Origin of the sequence: Corynebacterium sp. MSK039 (assembly GCF_030232315.1) — a bacterium.
Classification (GTDB): Bacteria; Actinomycetota; Actinomycetes; order Mycobacteriales; family Mycobacteriaceae; genus Corynebacterium.
This window is the reverse complement of the sequence record NZ_JASPJL010000002.1, coordinates 180,462-204,921: the sequence shown is the minus strand read 5'-3', so window position 1 is coordinate 204,921 and position 24,460 is coordinate 180,462. Positions and strand designations below refer to the sequence as shown.

General features: G+C 64.7%; 23 protein-coding genes. 12 read left to right on the top strand and 11 right to left on the bottom strand.

Annotated features, from left to right (window positions below; translation table 11 throughout):
* Positions 1-33: 33 nt before the first annotated feature.
* Positions 34-1,326: an exodeoxyribonuclease VII large subunit gene (gene xseA, locus QP997_RS02555; RefSeq protein WP_284846111.1), complete on the top strand. Its 1,293-nt coding sequence runs from the start codon at positions 34-36 to the stop codon at positions 1,324-1,326.
* 26 nt (positions 1,327-1,352) lie between these two features.
* Positions 1,353-1,667 (top strand): exodeoxyribonuclease VII small subunit, encoded by a 315-nt coding sequence (locus QP997_RS02550; protein ID WP_284846110.1) that lies wholly within the window; start codon positions 1,353-1,355, stop codon positions 1,665-1,667.
* A gap of 3 nt (positions 1,668-1,670) precedes the next feature.
* Here the strand turns inward: QP997_RS02550 and QP997_RS02545 are convergent, their stop codons facing one another.
* Positions 1,671-2,330, bottom strand: a complete 660-nt coding sequence (locus QP997_RS02545; protein WP_284846109.1) for a DUF4245 domain-containing protein — start codon at positions 2,328-2,330, stop codon at positions 1,671-1,673.
* Between the two features lie 224 nt (positions 2,331-2,554).
* On the opposite strand from QP997_RS02545, the gene glpX reads away from it, so the two are divergent.
* The 4 genes from glpX to QP997_RS02525 all read left to right on the top strand — a co-directional run bounded on the left by glpX (position 2,555) and on the right by QP997_RS02525 (position 7,693).
* Complete coding sequence (glpX, locus tag QP997_RS02540; protein WP_070758600.1) at positions 2,555-3,583, top strand: class II fructose-bisphosphatase; 1,029 nt, start codon at positions 2,555-2,557, stop codon at positions 3,581-3,583.
* Positions 3,584-3,749: 166 nt separating this feature from the next.
* Positions 3,750-5,153 carry a class II fumarate hydratase gene (locus QP997_RS02535; RefSeq protein ID WP_148812584.1) on the top strand — a complete coding sequence of 468 codons (1,404 nt, stop codon included), beginning with the start codon at positions 3,750-3,752 and terminating at the stop codon, positions 5,151-5,153.
* 176 nt (positions 5,154-5,329) lie between these two features.
* A complete protein-coding gene (locus QP997_RS02530; RefSeq protein WP_284846108.1) occupies positions 5,330-6,052 on the top strand; it encodes a TetR/AcrR family transcriptional regulator in 723 nt (240 codons plus the stop codon).
* Between the two features lie 81 nt (positions 6,053-6,133).
* Complete coding sequence (locus QP997_RS02525) at positions 6,134-7,693, top strand: MDR family MFS transporter (RefSeq protein WP_284846107.1); 1,560 nt, start codon at positions 6,134-6,136, stop codon at positions 7,691-7,693.
* Positions 7,694-7,838: 145 nt separating this feature from the next.
* On the opposite strand, the gene QP997_RS02520 is transcribed toward QP997_RS02525, so the two are convergent.
* Both QP997_RS02520 and QP997_RS02515 read right to left on the bottom strand, forming a co-directional pair.
* Positions 7,839-8,453 carry a GNAT family N-acetyltransferase gene (locus tag QP997_RS02520; RefSeq protein WP_070758604.1) on the bottom strand — a complete coding sequence of 205 codons (615 nt, stop codon included), beginning with the start codon at positions 8,451-8,453 and terminating at the stop codon, positions 7,839-7,841.
* Between the two features lie 15 nt (positions 8,454-8,468).
* Positions 8,469-9,281 carry a LysR family transcriptional regulator substrate-binding protein gene (locus QP997_RS02515; RefSeq protein ID WP_284846106.1) on the bottom strand — a complete coding sequence of 271 codons (813 nt, stop codon included), beginning with the start codon at positions 9,279-9,281 and terminating at the stop codon, positions 8,469-8,471.
* A 193-nt stretch (positions 9,282-9,474) separates the two neighbouring features.
* Between QP997_RS02515 and QP997_RS02510 the strand changes: the two genes are divergently transcribed.
* Both QP997_RS02510 and QP997_RS02505 read left to right on the top strand, forming a co-directional pair.
* Positions 9,475-9,834 carry a DUF5997 family protein gene (locus QP997_RS02510; RefSeq protein ID WP_284846105.1) on the top strand — a complete coding sequence of 120 codons (360 nt, stop codon included), beginning with the start codon at positions 9,475-9,477 and terminating at the stop codon, positions 9,832-9,834.
* A 468-nt stretch (positions 9,835-10,302) separates the two neighbouring features.
* A complete protein-coding gene (locus QP997_RS02505; protein ID WP_070758607.1) occupies positions 10,303-11,472 on the top strand; it encodes an acyl-CoA dehydrogenase family protein in 1,170 nt (389 codons plus the stop codon).
* Between the two features lie 123 nt (positions 11,473-11,595).
* Here the strand turns inward: QP997_RS02505 and QP997_RS02500 are convergent, their stop codons facing one another.
* Together QP997_RS02500 and glyA are read right to left on the bottom strand one after the other, a co-directional pair.
* Entirely contained in the window at positions 11,596-12,270 is a 675-nt protein-coding gene (locus tag QP997_RS02500) for an isochorismatase family protein (RefSeq protein ID WP_070758608.1), read from the bottom strand.
* 2 nt (positions 12,271-12,272) lie between these two features.
* Positions 12,273-13,574 (bottom strand): serine hydroxymethyltransferase, encoded by a 1,302-nt coding sequence (glyA, locus tag QP997_RS02495; RefSeq protein WP_070758609.1) that lies wholly within the window; start codon positions 13,572-13,574, stop codon positions 12,273-12,275.
* A 176-nt stretch (positions 13,575-13,750) separates the two neighbouring features.
* Between glyA and coaA the strand changes: the two genes are divergently transcribed.
* Positions 13,751-14,698: a type I pantothenate kinase gene (coaA, locus tag QP997_RS02490; protein ID WP_070758610.1), complete on the top strand. Its 948-nt coding sequence runs from the start codon at positions 13,751-13,753 to the stop codon at positions 14,696-14,698.
* Between the two features lie 69 nt (positions 14,699-14,767).
* On the opposite strand, the gene QP997_RS02485 is transcribed toward coaA, so the two are convergent.
* From QP997_RS02485 to mca, 3 genes are all read right to left on the bottom strand, one after another.
* Positions 14,768-15,556 (bottom strand): isoprenyl transferase, encoded by a 789-nt coding sequence (locus tag QP997_RS02485; protein WP_284846205.1) that lies wholly within the window; start codon positions 15,554-15,556, stop codon positions 14,768-14,770.
* 45 nt (positions 15,557-15,601) lie between these two features.
* On the bottom strand, positions 15,602-16,081 hold the full coding sequence (locus tag QP997_RS02480; protein ID WP_070761841.1) for a hypothetical protein: 480 nt from the start codon (positions 16,079-16,081) through the stop codon (positions 15,602-15,604).
* Positions 16,082-16,151: 70 nt separating this feature from the next.
* Positions 16,152-17,129: a mycothiol conjugate amidase Mca gene (gene mca, locus QP997_RS02475; protein WP_284846104.1), complete on the bottom strand. Its 978-nt coding sequence runs from the start codon at positions 17,127-17,129 to the stop codon at positions 16,152-16,154.
* 134 nt (positions 17,130-17,263) lie between these two features.
* Here mca and QP997_RS02470 point away from each other — a divergent pair, with 134 nt between their 5' ends.
* Positions 17,264-17,740: a DUF4307 domain-containing protein gene (locus QP997_RS02470; RefSeq protein WP_284846103.1), complete on the top strand. Its 477-nt coding sequence runs from the start codon at positions 17,264-17,266 to the stop codon at positions 17,738-17,740.
* 227 nt (positions 17,741-17,967) lie between these two features.
* On the top strand, positions 17,968-18,492 hold the full coding sequence (gene greA / locus QP997_RS02465; protein ID WP_012359850.1) for a transcription elongation factor GreA: 525 nt from the start codon (positions 17,968-17,970) through the stop codon (positions 18,490-18,492).
* Positions 18,493-18,603: 111 nt separating this feature from the next.
* Here the strand turns inward: greA and QP997_RS02460 are convergent, their stop codons facing one another.
* Positions 18,604-20,565, bottom strand: a complete 1,962-nt coding sequence (locus QP997_RS02460) for a BCCT family transporter (RefSeq protein ID WP_284846102.1) — start codon at positions 20,563-20,565, stop codon at positions 18,604-18,606.
* A gap of 180 nt (positions 20,566-20,745) precedes the next feature.
* Positions 20,746-21,642: a Bax inhibitor-1/YccA family protein gene (locus tag QP997_RS02455; protein ID WP_284846101.1), complete on the bottom strand. Its 897-nt coding sequence runs from the start codon at positions 21,640-21,642 to the stop codon at positions 20,746-20,748.
* Positions 21,643-21,915: 273 nt separating this feature from the next.
* Between QP997_RS02455 and QP997_RS02450 the strand changes: the two genes are divergently transcribed.
* Positions 21,916-23,514 (top strand): succinic semialdehyde dehydrogenase, encoded by a 1,599-nt coding sequence (locus QP997_RS02450; protein ID WP_070758615.1) that lies wholly within the window; start codon positions 21,916-21,918, stop codon positions 23,512-23,514.
* A 119-nt stretch (positions 23,515-23,633) separates the two neighbouring features.
* Here QP997_RS02450 and QP997_RS02445 read toward each other — a convergent pair whose 3' ends face one another.
* Positions 23,634-24,386: an SDR family oxidoreductase gene (locus tag QP997_RS02445; RefSeq protein WP_284846204.1), complete on the bottom strand. Its 753-nt coding sequence runs from the start codon at positions 24,384-24,386 to the stop codon at positions 23,634-23,636.
* Positions 24,387-24,460 lie beyond the last annotated feature (74 nt).

The window sequence follows — 24,460 nt, the reverse complement described above, 5'->3', positions numbered from 1 at the left end:
GGCTTGTCTGCAGCGATCTCTACAATGACTCGCATGAACGCGAACTCACCGGAGCAGCCGTGGCCCGTGTCCATGGTCAACCAGAAGATCAAGGGGTGGATCGAGCGCCTCGGCTTCTTGTGGGTGGAGGGCCAGATCACGCAGGTCAACATGAAGCCGACGTGGAAGCTGTCCTACATCACCCTGCGTGATGTGGAAAAGGACCTCTCCATTCCGCTGACCATGAACACCCGCACCCTGCAGAACCTGCCTACCCCGTTGCGTGATGGCGACCGGGTGGTGGTCTACGGCAAACCCGCTTTCTACGCGGGCCGGGGTTCCTTCTCGCTGTGGGTGACCCAGGTGCGTCAGGTTGGCGTGGGCGAGCTGCTGGCACGCATCGAGCAGTTGAAGCGGGCGCTGAGCGCCGAGGGGCTCTTCGACCCGCGTTTGAAGACCGCTCCCCCGTTCCTGCCGAAGAAGATCGGCCTGATCACCGGGCGGGGTTCTGCCGCGGAGCGGGACGTACTGAGTGTCGCCCAGCAGCGGTGGCCGGCCGTGCGCTTCGAGGTGATCAACACCGCGGTACAGGGGCCGAATACGGTGCCCGAGGTGGTCGCGGCACTGCAGCGACTCGAGGCCGACGAAGACGTGGACGTCATCATCGTCGCCCGTGGCGGTGGCTCGGTGGAGGACCTGCTGCCATTTTCCGAGGAAGCGCTGGTCCGCGCGGTGGCACGGATGCGCACCCCGGTGGTCTCGGCGATCGGACACGAGCCGGATAATCCCGTGCTCGACCTGGTCGCCGATGTGCGGGCCGCAACCCCCACCGACGCAGCGAAGAAGGTGGTTCCGGATGTGCTCGGCGAGCAGCAGGCGATCGCGGAACTGCGCCAACGGGCCGTGGGTGCCCTGCGCAGTTGGGTACGCTCGGAGCGCCGACAGCTTGAGGGGGTCCGCTCCCGGCCAGTGCTGGCTGACCCGCTGATCCCCCTGCGCAGGCAACGGGAGATCATCGAGGAGGCAGTGGGCCGAAAGGACCGCGCGCTCGGATTGCTCGTTCGCGACATGCGTTCCCGCATCACCTCGCTGCGCGCCCAGGTCAACGCGTTGGGGCCATCCCAGACTCTGGCCCGCGGCTACTCCATCATGCAGGTCATCCCCCGGGATGGGTCGGGCCCTGCCGTGGTCACCACGGTGGCGGATGTCAGCCCCGGCTCGCAGCTGCGCATCCGGGTGGCGGATGGTTCCGTGACCGCCGCGGCGATGGCGGTGGAGCGAGCCCCCGGCTCAGAAGCTTCAGATACGACGCGAGCTAACACACCGACAAACACCGAAGAAGAATAGTTTTAAGGATCAGTGAAGGAGCAGCCATGAGTGAACAGCAGAAGTTTCGCCCAATCGAGGAACTAAATTATGAGCAGGCCCGCGACGAGCTGGTAGAGGTCGTTCGCATCCTCGAGCTCGGCCAGATGAGCCTCGACGAGTCGCTGAATTACTGGGAGCGAGGCGAGGAGCTAGCAGCGTACTGCGAGAAGTACCTGGATGGGGCAAGCACGCGCATCGAAAAAGCCCTGGCCGCGCGGGAAAACGCAGGCCAGGGCGGCTCGCCTCAGGAGAATGCGGGCCAGGGCTCTTCGGGGCAGGGCGACGCCGGTCAACAGACCGGCGCGCCGAGCAGCTCTTAATCCCTACCGGGCATCACCGGCTGCCCCACCAGCAACTCCGGAGTCTGCCGCACCGCTGCTTGCGGGTGCTCCCCCGGTGGACTGGGATTCAGCCGAGACCTCCAGCGGCTTGGTCTTCGCCGTGATCTCCGCGGCGGTTGCCATGTCCTCGTGGCTGGCCATCCCCTCCAAAATCAAGCGCGTCTCACCCGCGTCGGCGACCCAGATTGGGCGGGCGTCCTCCCCCTTGTAGACGTGCCAGGTCAGTCCGCCGGCTTCCTCGGTCCCCGCAGCCTCGCGGAAGTGCTGATCCGGCTGGGTTGCGGCCTTAAAGTCCGCAGAGGTCTGGCGCAGCGAGATGTACCGCTCCCCGTCGATGACCCAGCCCACCAGCGGCGCAGGTTCTGCCCCGACCTGGGATCGGCGGGCGGAGTTCGGCACCCAACCCTCTGGCATCTTGGGCTCCCGCAGCGGGAAGCTCATGCCCCGTGCCTCCAGGGTGAGGAAGGAGTGGGCGTCCACCTCACGGACCGGACCGGACTTATCCGGCCCGCCCGGGTTGAAGGAACACAGGCCGGTAAAGCCCACCGTGAAGAACGTCACGAGGAGGAGGACACCGAGGGTCAGCAAGATGTCCTTCGTGGACTGAAACAGACGGGGCTTTTCGATACGCACGCCGGTCATTATCCCAAAAGCAGGCGGAATTGGTAATTCCCACCCGCACTCGCAATCACGGGAGCTGCCCGAGTTAGGGCAGTCCCCACGTCGCTGCCAACCTCTGTGTGTGGAGGGATATAAAATGAGGGCCGTACAGGGCTGCACTCTGCCGGAACTACAAAAACGTGGTGGAGTCGAACAGCACGCTCAGCCCGCACGATCCAATCGAGTGAAAGAGTTGGTTTAACACCATGTCCGCCGATAATTCCAGCGCCACCCCGCAGTCGACCAAGCAGGCCCCCGATCGCAACCTCGCCATGGAGCTCGTGCGCGTGACTGAGGCTGCCGCGCTCGCGTCCGGAAAGTGGGTCGGCCGCGGCCAGAAGGAGTCCGGCGACGGCGCCGCTGTGGACGCGATGCGCATGATGATCAACTCCGTCGCGATGGACGGGGTCGTCGTCATCGGTGAGGGTGAGAAGGACGAAGCACCGATGCTGTTCAACGGCGAGTCCGTCGGCACGGGCAAGGGCCCGGCGGTGGACATCGCCGTCGACCCGGTGGACGGCACCACCCTGATGGCAGAGGGTCGCCCGAACGCGATCTCCGTTATCGCGGCGGCGGAGCGCGGCAGCATGTACGACCCATCCGCGGTGTTCTACATGAAGAAGATCGCCGTCGGCCCGGAGGCTAAGGGCCTGATCGAGCTGGACGCGCCGGCTTCCCACAACATCCAGGTCGTCGCGAAGGCCAAGGGCATCGCCCCTGAGGAGGTCACCGTCGTGGTTCTGGACCGCCCGCGCCACCACGACCTAATCCGTGAGATCCGCGAGGCCGGCGCGAAGGTGCGCCTGATCGGTGACGGCGACGTCGCCGGCGCGGTCGCCGCCGCCCAGGACTCCTCCACCAACTCGGTGGACATCATGATGGGTATCGGTGGCACCCCGGAGGGCGTCATCACCGCCGCCGCCATGAAGTGCATGGGTGGTGAGATCCTGGGGCAGCTGTGGCCCAAGGACGACGCTGAGCGCGAGAAGGCTATCGACGCCGGCCACGACCTGTCCAAGATCCTCACAACCGACGATCTGGTGAACTCCGAGCACTGCTACTTCGTCGCCACCGGCGTGACCGACGGCGACATGCTGCGCGGCGTGTCTTACCGCAACCGTTCCGCGGTGACCCGTTCCCTGGTCATGCGCTCGAAGTCCGGCACGATCCGCTTCCTGGAGTCCCAGCACCAGCTGGGCAAGCTGCAGGAGTACTCGGTGCTCGACTACATCTAAAGCGAACATCACGCGCTCCTCACGCGCATGGAGACTGCCCCGCGACCCGCGTGTCGCAAAGCTCGGTAGAATGTTGTGTGGCATGGGGAGCACCCGAAGCTCCCCGCCCCAGCTGGGGCGCGCGATAATCCGAACTATTAATTCTTCAGAACAGAAGGAAGCGATTATGACCGATCAAGAGTTCCGCATCGAACACGACACGATGGGCGAGGTTAAGGTCCCGGCGAAGGCCCTGTGGCGCGCCCAGACCCAGCGCGCAGTGGAAAACTTCCCAATCTCCGGCCGCCCGCTGGAGAGCGCACAGATCCGCGCGATGGGCCTGCTGAAGGCTGCTTGCGCCAAGGTCAACATCGAGCGCGGCCTGCTCCCGGAGGAGAAGGGCCAGGCCATCGTCGACGCTGCCCTGCGCATCGCCGATAACGAGTTCGACGCCGAGTTCCCGATCGACGTCTTCCAGACCGGCTCCGGCACCTCCTCGAACATGAACACCAACGAGGTCATCGCATCCCTGGCTAAGCAGGCGGGCGTCGAGGTCCACCCGAACGACGACGTCAACATGGGCCAGTCCTCCAACGACACCTTCCCGACCGCGACCCACGTGGCTACCACCGAGGCCGCCGTCAAGGACCTCATCCCGGCCCTGGAGAAGCTTGAGGCTTCCCTGCTGAACAAGGCCAAGGAGTACAAGAACGTCGTGAAGTCCGGCCGCACCCACCTGATGGACGCGGTTCCGGTCACCCTGGGCCAGGAGTTCGGTGGCTACGCCCGCCAGATCGAGCTCGGCATCGAGCGCGTGAAGGCTACCCTGCCGCGCGTCGGCGAGCTGCCGATCGGCGGCACCGCAACCGGCACCGGCCTGAACACCCCGGCTGACTTCGGCGCGAAGGTCACCGAGGAGCTCAAGAACCTCACCGGCCTGGACGTCCTGAAGGAGGCCGAGGACCACTTCGAGGCTCAGGCTAACCGCGACGGTCTGGTCGAGATGTCCGGCGCGCTGCGCAGCGTCGCCGTCTCCTTCTACAAGATGGCCAACGACATCCGCCTGATGGGCTCCGGCCCGCTGACCGGCCTGGGCGAGCTGCACCTGCCGGACCTGCAGCCGGGCTCCTCCATCATGCCGGGCAAGGTCAACCCTGTTCTGTGTGAGACCGCAACCCAGGTCTCCGCGCAGGTCATCGGCAACGACGCCGCGATCGCTTTCGGTGGCACCCAGGGCCAGTTCGAGCTGAACGTCTTCATCCCGATGATGGCTCGCAACGTGCTCGAGTCCATCAAGCTGCTGGCGAACACCGCCACCGTCTTCGCCGAGCGTCTCGTCGACGGCCTGGAGGCCAACGAGGAGCACATGAAGCTGGAGGCCGAGAAGTCCCCGTCCATCGTGACCCCGCTGAACTCCGCGATCGGTTACGAGAACGCAGCTAAGGTCGCAAAGACCGCACTGGCTGAGGGCAAGACCATCCGCCAGACCGTCATCGACCTGGGCTTCGTCCCGGAGAAGCTCTCCGAAGAGGAGCTGGACAAGCGCCTCGACGTGCTGGCGATGGCCAACACCGACCGCGACCGCTTCTAAGAAGCACCCGCCGCGCTGAACTGGCATTAGGCCAGCTCACGCGCCGCGTCCGCCGGCCGGGCCACGGATCCCCGTGGCCCGGCCGGTTTTTGTACCCGCCCTACGGCCCGAAGTATCGGCCATCTCACATATTTTTGCATTGCGTGCAATAGTGCACTGAGCGTAATCTTTTTTGGGTGACACAGCACCCAGCTCCCGAACCTAGGCCCGAGCACAGCGGCCCGCTGACCGGAAGGCGTGAACGAAACCGGCTCCACACCACGCTCACCATCGAGGACGTAGCCACCCGCCTCTTCCTCGAGCACGGCGTGGATCAAGTGACCGTGGAGCAGATTTGCGAAGGCGCGGACATTAGCCGCCGCAGCTTCTTCAACTACTTCGAATCCAAGGCCCAGCTGCTGAGCGGCCCGTCAGCCAGCGTCGTCACCCCGGCCCTACTCGCGGAGATCACTGAATTGTCCGCCGAGAAGGACCTCCCCTTCCCGGCGCAGGTGGTGGAGCTCGTCGGCAGGGCGCATATTGAGGTCCAGAAGCGGCGGCATGCCAGTTCGATCGACCCAGCGCTCTCCCGAGAGATCGCCCGGCGCCGTGCCGTGCTTCTTCGCACATCCCCCGAGCTGCTCTACGACCGCCATCGTTCGCTCCATGAGGCTAAGGAGCGCCTCAAGAAGGCCATTATCGCCAACCTGACCGAGCACCCCGCCAATCGAAGCTTGCGGGATCTACCGCTCGAACAAGAAGCGCATCTGCTGGTCAACATGGTGACCTCCACGGTGTGGTCCGCGTTCGCCCTGGCGCACAGTTCCGATAGCGGCATCGCCGACGCCGAGGCCTTCACCGCCGCTACCCGCGCCCTCGGCACGCTCCATGCTGGTTTCGACCGGCTGAGCTTTGAGTGACCGATCTTGCAGGCGGGGACGTCGTCCCCTCCCCAACCGACATAAACATCACAACAACGAACCCAACAGCAGGAAGAAAAGATGACAGATACCGCGTCCACCGCCCCCGGAAAGGACTACCGCAAACAAAATAACGTCCCGCTGGTTTTCGCCTCGCTGATGATCGGCATGCTCATGTCCTCGCTGGGGCAGATGATCTTCGCCACGGCACTGCCGACGCTGGTTGGCGAGCTGGGCGGGGCGGACAAGATGAGCTGGGTCATCACCGCGTTTTTGGTGACGATGACCATTGGCATGCCGATCTACGGCAAGCTCGGCGATCAGCTGGGACGTAAGCCGCTGTATCTGTTCGCGATTGCGGTCTTCCTGCTCGGCTCGGTGATCGGCGCGAATGCGCAGTCCATGGGGATGATGATCCTCGCCCGCGCGGTGCAAGGCGTGGGAGGTGGCGGCCTGATGGTGCTCTCCCAGGCGATCATCGCCGACGTGGTTCCGGCTCGCGAGCGCGGCAAGTACATGGGGCTCATGGGCGCGGTCTTTGGCCTGTCGAGTGTGCTTGGGCCCCTGCTGGGTGGATTCTTTACCGACGGCCCAGGCTGGCGGTGGGCACTGTGGTTCAACGTGCCCCTGGCGGTCATCGCCTTCACGCTCTCGGCGTTCGCACTGAAGTTGCCGCGGCGCGGGCAGCGCGCACCTTTCGACTGGTTCGGCTCGGTGTTGTTGGCTGCCGCAACGAGCACGCTGATCCTGGCGCTGACGTGGGGTGGCCGCGATTACGGCTGGACCGATCCGGTCATCCTGGGGCTGCTGGGCAGCACCATCGTGGCCACCGCATTGTTCCTGGTGGTTGAGCCGCGGGTGGCGAACCCGGTGCTGCCGACGAAGCTCTTTGGGGTGCGCAACTTCGCGCTGACCACGATCTCCAGCATCATCGTTGGCGTGGCGATGTTCGGTGCGATGGCTTATCTGCCGACGTATATCCAGATGATTCACGGCCTGTCCCCCACGGCTGCTGGGCTCATGATGATCCCGATGATGGCAGGAATGCTGATCTCCTCGACGGCGTCGGGGCGTTACATCTCGAGCACGGGCAAGTATAAGTACTTTCCCGTTGTGGGCCTGGGGATCGCGACGGTCGCGTTGGTGATGGTGGGGCGGCTGACCCCGGATTCCTCGATGAAGTATCTCGGGCTGTGCCTCGCGGTATTTGGCGTGGGGCTGGGTCTGACGGTGCCGATCCTGACGCTGGTGGTGCAGAACACCTTCCCCATCAAGATTGTGGGTACCGCGACGGCGGCGAATAATTTCTTCCGCCAGATCGGCGGTTCGGTGGGTGCCGCGGTGGTGGGCAGTTTGTTCAGCCACCGTGCCGGCGAGTTTATGTCGCAGCGGCTGCCGGAAGCGCTGGCTGCGATGGGACCTGCGGCGGCGCCGTATGCGGAGAAGTTCGCCCATGGCGGTCAGCACAGTTTGACGCCGCATGCGGTGCACGAGCTGCCGGGGCCGGTGCGAGATGCTGTGGTGGGCGCGTATAACGATGCGCTGGTGCCGGTGTTGGGGTGGTTGGCGCCGGCGATGCTGGTGGCGGGGTTGGTGCTGGTCTTCATTCGGCCCCAGCGCCTCAGCGAGACGCTAGACTAATAGGGCGTCTCAGCTGGGCGCGACATCAGACACAGCGGCTCAGCGAGACGCTAACCTAGTAGGGCGTCTCAGCTAGGCGCGACATCAAACACAGCGGCTCAGCGAGACGCTAACCTAGCGAAGCGGCTCAGCTGGGCGCGGGGGATTATTCGCCGTTGCGGGCGGGGCCTTCTTCGAGGACGAGCTCGTAGACCTGGTTATCGCGCCAGGCGTCCTTCTTGGGCCCGTAGCTCATCTTTGCCATGGAGTGGAACGTCCCGACGAGTTCGAAGCCGCGGGAGACGTGCAGGCGCACGGAGCCTTCATTCTCCGGGAAGATGTGGGAGTGGATGGACCAGCGGCCGGCCTTGGTGGCCTCGGCGATGAGGGTGTCGAGCAGCTTGCCGCCTACGCCGCGCCCCTTGGCGTCGCTGGACATGTAGATCGAGTCTTCGATCACGCCGTGGAAAACCTCGCGCTGGCTGGCTGGGGAGGCCGCGATCCAGCCGAGGATCTTGCCGGTGGCTTCGTCTTCAGCAACGAAGGTCAGTTCCAGCAGACGCGCTGCCCGGAAGTCCTCCCATTCGGGGGCTTCGGCCTCGAAGGTAGCTTCGCCGGTGTTCATGCCTTCTTGCAGGATGGCGCGAACTTCCGGGTAGTCCTCTTCGCGGAGGTTGCGGATGATGATGCTGTCTTCTGCGCGCTTCGGGCTTTCGACGTCCTGGATCTTCGGCTCGGATCCGCCCGTCGTCTCTGGAGTGTTCTTATCCACGGTCGTCATGGCACAGATTCTGCCTTAGTGCCGGCGGCCTTTCCAATTTTTCTTGCCGCTTTTCTTGCGCGCCCCTGCGCGCCCGCGGGCTCGGCGTGGGGTGGTTGTCGACGACGTCGCGTTTTTTGGTGTGCGAGCGGCTCGTTTCTGTTCCGCGCCGCTGAGTTCCCCGCGGCTGCTTCCGGCCTTTCGGCCGCGGCAGATGCCGACGAATTCCTGTATTTCCTCGGCATCCCGCTCTTTCAGCCAAACGACGGCGACGACGGTCGTGCCGGGCAGCTCTGGACCGGGCGCGGTGCCCTTCTCCTCACCGCTTACCGCCGCGCTATCGACTGCGCCTGCGTCCGGATCTTCGTCTCGCGGTGCGGGGAGCAGGAGCTCGCGGTTGACCACTCCCCTGGTTCTTAGGGCCCGCAGGAGGGGGCGGGGTGCGACGGCGATTCCGACGTTGGCTGCGACAACTCCCAGCATTTCGCGGAGTTTGGGCAGGTCGTCGATGCCGTCGGCGGGTGTGGTGTACATGAACATCTCGTCGGAGAGTTCGGCCCACTTGACCCGGTCAAGCACCTCGATCGGGTGCTCTTTGGGGGCGGCCACGCCCATTTGTTCCTCGTAGAGGGTCACGGCGTGGAATTTTTCCTTCTGTACGCCGCCTTGCCCGAGACGGACGATCGCAACGTCCGCTTCTCCGTTGTTGATGTATGTCAGCGGGTCGTCCGCGGCAGCGCCAGCGCTTCGCCATCCGGGGACGCGGTCGTCGAAGCGAGCGAACCACTTGTCCGGGTTGATGCCGGGGCTGAAGACGACGCGGAGGTAGCGCGGGGCGAGCTGAGCCATGGGGCCATCCTATCGCGAGGTCCCTGGGGTACTTAAGGAATGTCAGGCCAGGTTGCCGGGAGGCGGGGTTAACGGGCACTTGGCTCTAGAATGGGTGACGGCAAAGTTGAGTATGCGCAGCGCCGCTACTGGCGGCGCGCGGACGAGAGAATTATCAGCTCGGCACACAATGGCTGAGCCTTCAGGAGTGGCAATGACAGATAAGAAGGTCTCCAAGGGGCCAAAGATGAAGCCAATGACGGCGGCGAAGAAGTTGGGAATCTACCTCCCGGCCGCCCCGGAGGATTTCCAGAACACCCCGCTGGCCCACGAGGAATTCGTGGAGCTGCAGCAGAACCCACCAGAGTGGCTGCAGCAGCTACGCCTCGAGGGTCCCCACCCACGCCCGGAGGTGGCGCGGAAGCTGGGCATTACGATCACTGCGCTGCGCAAGAATGATCTGGATAAGCCGCTGACCACCGCTGAGATCAAGGAGCTGCTGGAGAACCAGCCGGACTGGCTGCGCGAGGCTCGGAAGTCGCTGGCGGAAAATCGCCCAGGCGGCAAGAACTAGGTCATCCGCGCTGGGGGGTTGACGATTTCACGGAAAGCTCAGGCGGGGCTTTAAGCACTGTGATGCTTAAAGCCCCGCCTGAGTTTTTGGCACCCGTGCGACGACACCGGGTGTACCCCTTTTGTTACCGCCGTGGGTGACTAGGCCACGGCAGCTTTTCAACCCATCGCTTCCATTCGCGCCGTGACAAGTTGCTCGGGCGAGGCGAGAAGAGGAGCCTTCCCGAGCGGCGCGGCAGAAAACGACTATCCACTACTGGCGCACCTCGTGAGATAATCCCCCGTGGGCGCTGATTTGAGGTTAGCATTACCTAAGTTCACACACAAGGGTTTAAAAAATATTTCTTCATAAATAGGTGACTGAGGCCACAAAGCGTTACTATGAACATAAGCATTAAGAGTTCTGGATCACAGTGCGAACTGTTCCGGCTCTTTCACCGAACATCCCCCGACTTCCGGAGAGGACAACATGAAGAACTACCTTCCGCGCACCCTGTTCAACGAAGAGCACGAGATGTTCCGCGAGGCCGTCCGCGGCTTCGTGGAGACCGAAATCCGCCCGAACGTCGAGCGCTGGCACGACCAGGGCTACGTCGACCGCGAGATGTTCAAGAAGGCCGGGGACATGGGCCTGCTGGGCATGGAGGTCGACGAGCAGTGGGGCGGCGGCGGAATGAACGACTACCGCTTCAACGCCGTGCTGACCGAGGAGCTCGCCAAGGCAGACTCCGGCTCCATCATCGTGGGCATCCAGACCATCAACGACCTGGTCATCCCATACCTGCAGCGCTTCGCCAACGACGAGCAGAAGGAGCGCTTCCTCAAGCCACTGTGCTCCGGTGAGAAGATCGCCGCAATCGCCATGACCGAGCCGGAGGCCGGCGCCGACCTGGCTGGCATCCGCACCCTGGCCCGCGACAACGGCGACGGCTCCTTCACCGTCAACGGTGCCAAGACCTTCATCTCCAACGGTGTCCAGGCGGACTTCACCATCATCGTCGCCATCACCGACCCGGAGAAGGGCCGCGCCGGCATCTCCCTGCTCATCGTTGAGGACGGCATGGAGGGCTACACCAAGACCGGCCCGCTGAAGAAGGTCGGCCTGAAGTCCCAGGACACCGCCGAGCTCTCCTTCGAGAACGTCCAGGTCCCAGCTGAGAACCTGCTGGGCGAGCGCGGTGCTGGCTTCGGCTACCTGCGTCACAACCTGGCTCAGGAGCGCCTGTCCATCGCCGTGGGCTCCGTCGCGACCTCCCGTCGCGCCTTCGACCTGGTGTACCAGCACTCCCAGGACCGCAAGACCTTCGGCAACCGTCTGGTCGACCACCAGGCCTACCGCTGGGAGCTGGCCAAGATGGTCCAGGGCCTGCAGGCTGCACAGTCCTTCGTCGATGCCTGCATCGAGGCCAAGGTCAAGGGCGAGCTGGACGAGACCACCGCTGCGATGGCGAAGTACCACACCACCGAGCTGCAGATCGAGGTCGTGAACCAGGCACTGCAGTTGCACGGTGGCTACGGCTTCATGATGGAGTACCCGATCGCTACCCACTACCTGGACTCCCGCGTCCAGCCGATCTACGGTGGTCCGAACGAGATCATGCTGGAGATCATCTCCCGCAAGCTGGCTAAGGGCGAGTAAGCCACTCCCCTTGCCCCCTCGCCGGGCGGGCGCAGCCTGAGCCGCCCGCCTGGGTGAGTTAGACATAAAAGAACCCGATGGTTTCCACCATCGGGTTCTTTTAGCTTTACGTCGCGACTGCGGCTACTTCACCTCGACGCCGGCCTCACGCAGTTCGGCGAGGGTCGCTTCCTCCCCCGCTGCTGACACCGGCGCGCACAGGCGCGGGATGACAGTGACGCCGAAGCCCTCGGCCTTCGCATCCAGCGCCGTGGCGCGCACGCAGAAGTCGGTCGCGATGCCGACCACGGTCACCTGACCAATACGGCGAGAGCGCAACCATTCTGCGAGCAGCACCTTCGGACGCTCCGCTTCGGCAGCAGCGCTGTTCACTTCCGTGGTGGCAAGAGAGTCCGCGAGGTGGCCTTCAAAGCCCGAGTAGGCGGGCTCGTACTCACCCTTGTGGAACCACGCCTCGACCTGATCAGTCGCCAGCGCCGGGTGCGACTGCGCGCCGGTGGTCCCGGCAACGCAGTGCACCGGCCAGGTGTCCTGGTAGTCCGGTTCCGCGCCCTCCGGGGCGAAGTGCCCGGCCGGGTCGATGTGCCAATCCTTGGTGCCCACGATGACGTCATAACGGTGCAGGCCAGCGATGTGCTTGCTGATCGCCTCGGCGGCCTGCGCACCACGTTCGGTGGCCAGGCTGCCGTCAACGAAGTCATTCTGCACGTCGACGATGATCAGCGCGTGCCCCGCCCCAGCGGACTGGAACGCGGAGCCAGCCTGGCCGTCCTGCGGGTTCACAGCGGACTCCGCCATTGTTAGACCAGCTTCCAGTCTTCGAGGCCCTCGTACAGCGGGAAGTCCTCGGCGACCTTGGAAACACGAGCGCGCAGCGCGTCGACGTCGGCGTTCTTACCCTGCGCCAGCGCGGTACCGATGACGTCCGCGACCTCGGTGAAGGCGGCGGTGTCCAGGCCGCGGGAAGCCAGGGCCGGGGTACCGATGCGCAGGCCGGAGGTGACCATCGGCGGGCGCGGGTCGAAAGGAACGGCATTGCGGTTAACGGTGATGCCAACCTCGTGCAACAGATCCTCCGCCTGCTGGCCGTCCAGCTCGGAGTGGCGCAGGTCAGCCAGCACCAGGTGAACATCGGTGCCGCCGGTGAGCACCTCGACGCCAGCACCCTTGGTGTCAGCGGCGGACAGGCGCTCAGCCAGGATCTTCGCGCCCTCGAGGGTGCGGGCCTGGCGGTCACGGAACTCGTCGGTCTGGGCAACCTTCATGGCCACGGCCTTCGCGGCAACGGCGTGCATCAGCGGGCCACCCTGCTGGCCCGGGAAGACTGCGGAATTCAGCTTCTTCGCCCACTCCTGCTTCGCCAGGATCAGGCCGGAACGCGGGCCACCGAGGGTCTTGTGCACCGTGGTGGACACGACGTCAGCGTGCGGGACCGGGGACGGGTGCAGGCCGGCAGCAACCAGACCTGCGAAGTGGGCCATGTCGACCCACAGCTTCGCGCCGACCTCGTCCGCGATGGAGCGGAAGGCAGCGAAGTCCTGGTGGCGCGGGTAGGCGGACCAACCAGCGATGATGACGGTCGGCTTCTCCTTGAGCGCCTGCTCGCGGACCTTATCCATGTCGATGCGCATGGTCTCCGGGTCCACCTCGTAGGCAATAGCCTCGTAGAGCTTGCCGGAGAAGTTCAGGTGCATGCCGTGGGTCAGGTGTCCACCGTGAGCCAGGGACAGGCCCAGGATCTTATCCCGCGGGCTAGCCAGCGCCATGAGGACGGCGGCGTTGGCCTGCGCACCAGCGTGCGGCTGCACGTTGGCGAACTCCGCGCCGAAGACCTGCTTCGCGCGGTCGCGGGCCAGGTCCTCGATGACGTCGACGTGCTCGCAGCCGCCGTAGTAGCGGCGTCCAGGGTAGCCCTCGGCGTACTTATTGGTCAGGACGGAGCCCTGCGCCTGCAGCACTGCGCGCGGCACAAAGTTCTCACTCGCGATCATCTCGAGAGTGTTGCGCTGGCGGGCCAGCTCGCCGTCGATGGCGCGGGCGACATCCGGGTCGAGTTCAGCCAGCGGCACGTTGTGCTGGATGGTCTGTGGAGAATCGGACATAAGTTTCCGTCGGCCTTCCTTCAAAAAGGGTGTATACCACCAAGAATGCAGACCGATCCTTGGGGGTAGAAGGTGTTGTTGCGTTGCGCCCCACATCTTAGCGTCTGCCCCGGACGCAGGTCACAGCGCACCTAGCACATTTGGGTTATCTCCCCCCACACAGGCACAATGAGGCCATGAATCGTACGCCCCAGCGCGCCTCCGCGGACGCGGCTGTATCGCCCTTCATCGAGCTCAAGAGGAGCCAGTGGCGCGAACTCCGCAAGTCCATGCCACAGGTCTTGAGCGAATCGGAGCTCGACCAGCTGCGCGGCATCGGCGACGAGATTGACCTGGACGAGGTCAGCGAGGTCTACCTGCCGCTCTCCCGCCTCATCAACCTGCGGGTCGAGGCACAGCGCAGCCTGAATCAGGCCACCGAGACCTTCATCGGCGAGCCGATGCCTCCCACGCCGTACATCATCGGTGTGTCCGGCTCTGTGGCCGTCGGAAAGTCCACCACCGCGCGTGTGCTCCAGGTGCTGCTGCAGCGCTGGGAGTCCAGCCCCAGGGTGGATCTGATCACCACGGATGGCTTCCTCTTCCCCACCGCCGAGCTGGAACGCCGCCGCCTGCTGCACCGCAAGGGCTTCCCCGAGTCCTATGACCAGCAGGCGCTGCTGAACTTCGTGACCAAGGTGAAATCAGGAGCCCGCAACGTCAAAGCACCGGTCTACTCGCACGAGGCCTACGACCGGATTGCCGGCGAGTTCGAGGTCGTCGACCAGCCAGACATCCTCATTGTCGAAGGGCTCAACGTGCTGCAGACAGGGCCCACCCTCATGGTCAGCGACCTTTTCGACTTCTCCGTCTATGTCGACGCCCGGGTCGAGGACATTGAGGACTGGTACATCTCCCGATTCCTGCGGCTGAAAAACACCGCCTTCAAGGACCCGGACGCCCACTTCCACCACCTCGCTGGGCTGAGCGATGCACAGGCCTCCCAGGTGGCCCGGGAGATCTGGCAGACGGTGAACCTGCCGAACCTCATGGAGAACATCCTGCCGACCCGGATCCGGGCCAGCCTGGTGATGCGCAAGGGCGCAGATCATCTCGTCGACCGGGTGCGGATGCGCAAGATCTAGCCTCGCTCCCCAGCTTGGCACTGCCCCGGCCCGTCTGTGACTGTGCCGGGCGACCAGCACAGCGCTGGTCTAGAGTCCGAAGCGGCGGTGACGCTGGGAGTACTCCCGCAGCGCGCGGAGGAAGTCCACCCGCCGGAAGGCCGGCCAGTAGGTGTCCGTGAACCAAATCTCGGAGTAGGCGGACTGCCACAGCAGAAAGCCCGAGAGCCGCTGCTCCCCCGAGGTCCGAATCACCAGATCCGGGTCCGGCTGCCCCTTGGTGTACATGTGATTACCCAGGGAGTCGACGGTGATCTTCTCGGCGATCTCGTCCGCCGGCGTGCCGTCCGCAGCGAGTTCCGCGACGGTGTCTCGCACCGCGTCGACGATCTCCTGACGTCCGCCGTAGCCGACGGCGACGTTGACGCATACGCCCGTGTTATTGGCGGTGAGCTGCTCGTTGTATTCCAGGCGTTCCCGCAGCTGCTGCGGCAGCAGCTCGAGGTGCCCCACGGAGCGCACGCGGAAGCCAGCCTTCGCCTGCCCAAGCTCGTCGGTGACGTCCCCAATGATTTTGACCAGGAGCTCGAGTTCCTCCGGCTTACGCTTGAGGTTCTCTGTGCTGAGCAGGTACACGGTCACCGAGGCGATGCCCATCTCGTCGCACCAATTGCACATCTCGGCGATCTTGCGGGCACCCACGCGATGCCCATGGGAAACGTCGGTGAAGCCGTTCTCCCTGGCCCAGCGACGGTTGCCGTCGGCCATGATGGCGATGTGGGCCGGGCGCGGCAGATCCCGCAGAGAGCGAGCCAGCCGCGCCTCGTAGGCGGGATAGAGCAGGCTGGCGAGCCTCTTCAGTGGCTCGGTTCGCCCGATCGCTGCCGCAAGCTTTGGTAGACGCACGATAATTAACCCTCTCGCTTAGCGTGCAGGATTCTCGTCTTCGTCTTCTTCCTCGGCCTTCGCGCGCTCCGCGTCGATCGCGTCGGGCCCGGTGAGCTGCGTTCCAATCCCGGAGGCGGGCTCGAAACGAGCATCGGTCTGCGGCACCTCGGTGCGGGCGAACATCGCTCCGCCCTTCGCGTACTCCTCGTAGCCGCTCTCCTCCATGGCCTTGTTGAGCCGCTCCTCATCGAACACGTCGATGCCGTGCTGCTCGGCGAAGGCGCGGCGGCGTTCCAAACGGCGCAGCCTGCGATTCATGCCGAATCCGATGACGATGACCACGAAGAGCAGCCCTAGGATGACGAACAGCCCGACCGGCGAGGCCTTGCCGAATTCCTCGCCGCGCGGGCCCGTATTGGGGGTTGGTCCCTGGGCGATAACAGTGGTCGTGTACGCCGCCCCTGCGGTCACCAGATCCGCTGCTGGCAGAGCAGGGGTCGAAAGAGCTGCGAACATGTCATCCATTCCCTTCGGCGGCGGTCAAGCCGTGTGTGAGTACTGGGCTAAAAATTCTCTAGCGGAAATCCTACTGCTCGGGGCGCACCGGCACCTCTGGCGGCTGGCTCTGGCTGAGTGCATCGGCGCTGCCCACCGGCGGCAAGCCCGCGGTGAGTTCTCTCTCTGGCAGTGTAGTGGCCACCCGGGTCTTCGCTAATTCGAACTCCTCCGTGGGCCACGTCTCGCGCTGCACGTCCACGTCCACGCCGAAGAACGGCCCGTCCGGGTCGATCTGGGTGGCATGTGCGGTCAGCGCGGCATCACGGCGATCGAACCAATCGGCAGCGTTCACGCGGGTCGTCACTCGGGGGTAGACGTCCTGCTTTGCACGCCAGAAAGCCAGCTGCGTCATGGTGTGCTGGTACTCGCGCAGGGTCATCTCGCCGTTGGCCTGCCGCTGGGCTACCGCCTCGGCGAGCATGTTAAAGCGGGTCACCACGAAACCGTGCGTGTAGTACAGCTTCAGCGGAGCCCAGGCTTCACCCAAGTCGGGTCGATACTCGGGGTCTCCTGCCAGTTCCCAGGCGCGCATGGATACCGCGTGCACCATCAGGTGATCCGGGTGCGGGTAGCCACCGTTTTCGTCATAGGTGATGATCACGTGCGGCTGGAACTCGCGGATCTGTGCAACCACGTCGGCGGCCACCTCGTCGACGTCCTGCAGCGCAAAGCAGCCGTCCGGGAGGTCCTCCCGCTTTCCGGATTCCGGCAGTCCGGAGTCCAGGTAGCCCAGCCAGCGGTGCTCCACCCCCAGGATCTCTGCGGCGCGGGCCATTTCCTCCCGGCGCACGGCCACCAGGTTCTCGTGCACCTCGGGGCGGTCCATCCTGGGGTTGAGGATGCTGCCTTCCTCGCCGCCCGTGCAGGTCAGCACGCGGACTCGGTGGCCTTCGTCGATATAGCGAGCCATCGTCGCCGCACCCTTGCTGGATTCATCATCCGGGTGGGCGTGAATCGCCAGCACGCGGTAACCGCTCTGGGCGCCGCTCGTCGTCGAATCAGTCATACTTCCATATTGTTCCACGCACGATGAAGAGAAGTCACAACGCACCGCCCCACCACGCTTCAACCACAGGAGCCGGTCGACCCAGGTTGAGGAAATCTGCTTTTACGGCCGTATTGCCTAGAATGTAAAACACCATGACCTCTGATGCTTCCCCTTCGGTTCCCAACTCCCGCCCGGGCGGTGCGCAGATGCCCGCGGACGATGCCCTGAAGGCCCGCTACGGCGCTGAGCGCAACCGCCCCTTCGCCGGCAAGGTGCTGGTCATCGCGCTGGTCGTCCTCATCGCCGGCGCGATGGCCTACGCGGTCAGCCAGTTCATGAACGCGTCCTCGGCGGACGTCACCGCGGTCGAGTCCGGCGGTTCCGTGGTGTCCGACACCCGGCTGAACATGCGCGTCGACGTCACCCGCGAGGATCCGTCGCAGCCGGCTTATTGCATCGTCACCGCGATGGACTACGACAAGAATGAAGTCGGTCGCCGCGAGTTCTACGTCCCAGCCGGTGGGCCGAAGACCTCCCGCCACTCGGTGGATATCAACACTCGCGTGCCGGGCTACGCCGGGAAGATCTACGGCTGCTCCTCGGTCATCCCCTCCCACTTGAAGCAGTAGCCCACCGAAGAACGGGCAACCGACGACGCGTCGGCTGAAGTTTTCGCGCCTATTCGGTGCTAGAATACGCCCGGACAAGCGAGAACCGGCAGGCGTCGGCGAAACCGTGGGACTATTCCTGCAAAGCTATCGCCGCCTAAGGCGCTACCGCCGGGGACGGTGCATGGACCGTGATTGCCCGGATTAGCTGAAAATTACTGACATAATTTCCAAGGAGGATGGCGCAGATGGCAGACAATCAGACCACCTGGCTCACCCAAGAATCCTACGACCGACTCAACGCGGAACTGTTCGCCCTGAAGGAGAACCGCCCGGTCCTGGCCGCAGAGATCAATGAGCGCCGCGAGGAGGGTGACCTCAAGGAGAACGGTGGCTACCACGCCGCCCGCGAGCAGCAGGGCCAGGAGGAGGCCCGCATCGCTTACCTCGAGGAGCTGCTGGACAACGCCACCATCGGTGAGGCTCCGCAGGAGTCCGGCGTCGCGCTGGTCGGCACCGTCGTGCACGTCTACTACGACGACGATGAGGAGGACAAGGAAACCTTCCTGATCGGTACCCGCGGCCTGGAGTCCTCCAACCCGGAGCTGGAGACCTACTCCACCGACGCCCCGCTGGGCGCCGCCCTGGTCGGCGCGAAGGTCGGCGAGACCCGCGAGTACGAGACCCCGACCGGCGACACGGTGCGCGTCACCCTCGTGGAGGCCGAGCCGTATAACCCAGATCTGGATATTCCGCGCGCGATGCAGAAGTAGTTCTGACGCGACACTGCCGCACTCCGGCAGCGAGAAACCCTCGGCCCTGGATTTTCCAGGGCCGAGGGTTTCTTTGTGCCTTGCTGCCGCTGCCAGAGTCGGCTGGCGGTGTTAACGCTCCGGGTGCTCCGCCGAGCGCTCACCAGCATCAGGTGACGCGGTGTCTACCGAATCAACCGGTGCATCCGCAGCGTTTTCTTCCTGGTCCGCCCACCGCTTGGTCTCATGGTCGTAGGCGATCTCTTCGCCCTCCTCGTCCACGCGCTGGTACCAGTCGGTGACGTCCTCAGAGGAGGAATCGAAGTGGGCACCCGCTCCCCTGCCCTCCGGGGCGGAAGCGACGGTGAACTCGAAGTCATCGCCGTGCTCCTCCAGGCCACGAACCACCGCATTTTCCACCGCGGTGCTGGCGTAGTCCTTACGGATCGCCGCAGGGTCGGTGCGCAGGTCCTTGAGGAAGGCCACGGTCATCACCAGCAGAACAACCGAGAACGGCAGCGCGATGAGGATCGTGAGGTTCTGCAGCGCTGTCAGTGCGGTTTCCCCGCCGGCCAGCAGCATCACCGTGGCAATACCCATCATGCACGCACCCCAGAACACCACGACCAGTTTGTTCGGCGCAGGGTTGCCCTGGGAGGACATGGTTCCCATCACCACGGATGCGGAGTCCGCGGACGTCACGAAGAAGATCGTGAGAACCGCGATCAGCAGGAACGGGGTGATCGTGTTCAGGGGCAGCTGGTCGAAGAGAGCGAAGAGAACCTGCTCGGAATTCGCGGAGCCGTCGAACATCTCTCGGCCTTCCCGGCTGAACGTGATGGAGGCGCCACCAAAGATAGTGAAGGCCAGGACCAGGATGGCGGTCGGTCCGGCGATCGTTGCCAGCGCGAACTCCCGGATGGTGCGGCCCCGGGAGATGCGGGCGATGAACATGCCGACGAATGGGGTCCAGGCGATCCACCAGGCCCAGTAAAAGGCCGTCCACGCGCCCTGGAACTCGAGGGTCTCCTGACCCCAGGACAGGGACTTGCCCATCATCGGCAGCAGCTGATCGATATAGGTCGCAACCCCGGATGGCACCAGGTTCAGCAGGAAGAGGCTCGGGCCGAAGAGGAACACGAAGGCCACGAGCAGCAGTGTGAGCGTGATGTTGATATTCGACAGGTAGCGGATACCCCGGGCCACGCCGGAGACGGCGCTGATGACGAAGGCCACGCCGAGCACACCAATGATGGCGATGACCGCATTATTGGCCAGCGGGCCTGCCCCGGAGATGATCTCCACACCTTGGGCGATCTGCAGGGCGGATAGACCCAGGGTGGCGGCGGTGCCGAAGAGGGTGGCGACGATCGCCATCATGTCGATCACCCGGCCCGCGATCCCCTCATTCGGCTGGGTTCCCAGCAGGGGTCGAAACACGGAGCTCAGCAGCGAGGGGCGCCCACGGCGGTAGGTGGAATAGGCCAGCGCTCCGCCCACCAGCGCGTAGAGGCCCCAGATGGATAGCCCCCAGTGGAAGTGGGACTGGGCCAGCGCTTGGTGCAGGGCAGCAGGGGTTTCCGCGTCGACGGTCTCAGGCGGTGGCGAGAGATAGTACGCCAGGGGCTCGGAGGGGCCGAAGAAGAACACGCCCACGCCGATGCCCGCGCCGAACATCATCGCGATCCACGAGTATCGGGAGAACTCTGGTTCCTCGTCGTCCCGGCCCAACGGGATCTGGCCGTACCGGGAGAATGCCAGGTAGAGCATGACGATGATGCCCAAGCTCATCACGAGGTTGAGCAGCCATGCGGCGTTATTCATCGCCCAGTCGTAGGCGGCCGCCGACGCTGTGGAAACCGAGTCCGGGGAGGCGATGCCCCAGGCGATGAAGGCCACGATGAAGGTGGCGGTAACAAAGAAGACGACGCGGTCCAGCGCGAAGTTCTTGTTTTGATCCTCGACGCTTAAGCCCGGGACCAGTCCGGGGTGCAGGTCGTGGGGGTACAAGCCGACTTGGGAACTTTTCCCAGTCTTGAGCAGCCCGGTCGCGGGCTGGGGCTTAGTGGGACGGGGTTTTTCGCCGAAGCTCATCGGCGCTCCTTGCTAGCTGGGTCAGCTCTTGTGCGCCCAGCTGTTTAATATTCATTGACCTGCTCACGCTATCAAGATCTGGTCACGCGCGGGCGCAGCTCGACGAAACCGGCACCTGGGATACCCATGAGAAACGCCCTTGGGGTTTCCCCAAGGGCGAGTGTTCTCTGGCTGCTGCCGCTAGTCCCTATTGATGTAGGACAGCAGGCGCAGGATCTCGGTGTACAGCCAGACCAGGGTCACGGCCAGGCCGAGGGCCACGCCCCAGGCCATCTTGGACGGCGCACCGGCGCGGACGAGGCGGTCGGCGGCGTCGAAGTCCTGCAGGAAGCTCAGCGCAGCGAGGCCGATGCACAGCAGGGAGAAGATCCAGGACAGCGGGGAGCCGTCGCGCAGCGGACCAGCACCGCCGGTGAACAGGCCAATGATCATGCTGCCCAGCGCCAGAACCAGCACACCGATCAGCGCGGCGACCATGAACTTCGTGAACTTCGGGGTCACGCGGATCGCACCCGTCTTGTAGACGAAGAGCATGCCGGCGAACACACCGATGGTTCCCAGGATCGCCTGGCTGATCATGGCGCCAGCGTTGGTATCCCCCACCGCCATGCCGGTGAGCATGTAGCTAAAGCCACCGACGAACAGGCCCTCGAAGCCTGCGTAGAGCAGGGTGACCACTGGGGAGCCGTACTTCTTCGCAAAGGCGGAGACCAGCACGGTGATGAGGCCACCGATGGCGCCGACCACGGTGAGGATCGAGCCCGTTGCCGGGTTCGCGCCGAAGATGAAGTAGTTCGCCGCAGCCAGCACGACGATGACGGCCAGCGTGATGCCGGTCTTCGCCACCACGTCGTCCACGGTAATCGGGCGGTCGGCAGAGCCGGCCTGGCCGTAATTCGCGGCATCCTGCAGCCCGTCCTGGTAGGTCGCCGTGGCAGCGGCACCACGGGCGCTGGTGGCGAACTGGCCGTAGCCACCGCCCTGCTGGCCGTAGCCCGGCTGGCCGTAGCCCTGCGGCTGCTGGCCCTGGCGGTTCTGGCCGGTCAGTTCGGCCATGAATGGATTAGATTTCTGCACCTGAAAGCCTCAACTTTCGATTTCTTCGTCAAAACTCGTTCTTACCGCCACGCACGCACCCGCGGGGGGCGCCTACACGGCCCGGTCGCGAACCAGGATCCATGCCACGCGCGATTCCCGGGAATGCCGGGGCGCGCCACGAAGCTGGCAGGCGGTTAAAAGTTCTTACTTCACAATGTACCAACGCATATGAACCTCTTTTAGTTCCCGATGCTGCGGATTTTCTTTCTCAACCCACCTCATAGGTTCCTCGGCAAAGGTATATTTCCACCCATGACTGCTTTGCGATTCCCTAAGCGACTGTCCCTCGGCGCACTCCCCGCAGACTTCCAGGAGGCGCTGCGCGGGCTGTCCGCCAATAAGCTGCCCGCCGATGGTTCCAAGCCCGAGAAGACGATCGACGTCGAGGTCTCCTTCACCGCGGAGCACCTCGGTTGGGTCGGTTCCGGCGATGAGGAGGACGTCCACCGGGCCGTCGACGCCGCCCGTCAAGCGCAGCGCTCCTGGGCTCACGTTCCCTTCTCGGAGCGCAAGGCCATCCTCCTGCGTTTCCACGACGCCGTCCTGAAGAACCGCGAGCTGCTGATGGACATGGTGCAGCTGGAGACCGGTAAGAACCGCGCCTCCGCATTCGACGAGGTCATGGACGTGGCGAATAACTCCCGCTATTACGCCAATAACGCGGAGAAGATCCTGAGCCCGAAGCGCCGCCGCTCCGCGGTTCCGGTTCTCGCCAAGTCCCGCCAGCACTTCCAGCCCGTGGGCGTGGTGGGCCAGATTTCCCCGTGGAACTACCCGCTGACTCTGGGCATCTCCGACGCCCTGCCTGCACTCATCGCGGGCAATGCGGTGGTCGCGAAGCCGGACTCCGCGACCCCGTTTACCTCCCTGCTGGTATTCGGCCTGCTCTTCGAGGCCGGCCTGCCACGCGACCTCGTCCAGCTGGTCACCGGCTCCGGCCGGGTCGTGGGCAGCGAGATCGCCAATACGTGTGACTTCCTGATGTTCACCGGGTCTACCGCCACCGGCAAGATCCTCGGGGCCACCGCGGGCTCCCGCCTGATCGGTTTCTCCGCGGAGCTGGGTGGCAAGAACCCGCTGATCGTCGCGGCGGACGCGAAGATGGATTACACGGTCCGCGGCGTCGTGGATGCCTGCTACTCCAACTCTGGCCAGCTGTGCGTCTCCATCGAGCGGGTGTACGTCGAGCGACCGGTGTACGAGGAGTTCAGCGCCAAGTTCGCCGACGCCGTGCGCGCCATGACCCTTGGCCCCGGCTTCGACTGGGAGGTGGCGATGGGTTCGCTGGCCTCCCAACAGCAGCTGGATACGGTCACCAGCTACGTGGACGACGCGGTGGCCAAGGGTGCCCGCGTTCTCGCCGGCGGCAAGGCTCGCCCGGACCTGGGCCCCTACTTCTACGAGCCCACGGTTCTCGCGGATGTCCCCGCCGACGCGAAGCTGCGCACCGAGGAGGTCTTCGGTCCGGTCGTCTTCGTCGAGGTTGTCGACGACTTGGTGGCTGCGGTCAACGCCGCCAACGACACCGTCTACGGACTCAACGCCTCCGTCTTCGCCAGCCCCGAGACGGGGCACCGCATCGCCCCACAGATCCGGGCCGGTTCCGTCTCCATCAACGACGGCTACACCGCCGCATGGTCGGCCATCGACAACACCAGTGGCGGCATGAAGGACTCTGGCATGGGTGGCCGCCACGGCGCGGCCGGGCTGCTGAAGTACACCGATAGCCAGAACATCACCGAGCAACGGTGGATGTCCATGCGCGGTCCTGAGAGCCTGGGGGCCAAGGCCTACGCGCGCATCATGAGCACCGCACTGCTGGCAGGCAAGAAGCTGCGCATGCTGCCCTAAGTACGCCGCACACGCGCGCCAGCCCTCCCCGACGGATTCTTCGCCGGGGAGGGCTTCTTGCTGGAACGCTGGCTCCGCGAAGAGGCGCTCGCGGCGTACTCAGCGGCGGTGCCGCGCCCTTATTTCACGACCGGTCGCACGCTCACGGTCTCCAGGCAGGCCTCAGGCCCCATCTCGGCGGCCAGCCGCACCGCGGCGGCGATGTCCTCGGCGCGGACGTAGACACCCGGGTCGTAGCTATCGTTGCCCGCCTGGGCTTGCAGCTCGCGCTGCATATCCGAATCGACCTTCCCGGGGTGCACGGAGCTGACCCGAACCCTCCCCCGCTCCTCCTCGCGCAGGGCATCCATGATCGCCTTGAGAGCGAACTTCGAGGCCGCATAGGGCCCATAGCCAGGGCCGGAGTTGTGCCCCGCCCCGGAGTTGATGGCGATCACCATGCCTCGCGCCTCACGCAGCGCCGGGAGCAGCAACCGCGTCAGCTCGGCCACGGCGATGACGTTGACGTCGAGCACCTCCCGCCACATCTGAAGCGGTGCCTCGGCGATGGGAGCATGCCCCGTCACGCCCGCGGAGTGCACCAGCAGGTCGAGACGCTGCGGGGCGACGTCGGAAGAAAAAGCTTCCGTTAACGCCGCCGGATCGGACAGGTCCACAGCGACCACCTGGGCGTCCGGAAAATCCTCCCGCAGGCTGTGCGCGGATGCCTCCGAGGAGCAGCACAGGATGAGCCGGTGATCGCGGGCAAGGTCCTCCGCGATCGCCCGGCCAATGCCGCGGGACGCACCCGTGATCAGCGCAAGCGGCCGATTGCCGCTGTTGCCGGAGGTGGAATGGTCCTGATTCAAAGCTGCGTTATCCATGCTCACCATGCTAGTGAGCACCCTGCGAGCAGCACCATCCCCGTCGAGCTGAGCAAAGCCTCCGAAGCCGCTAAACTTGGGGT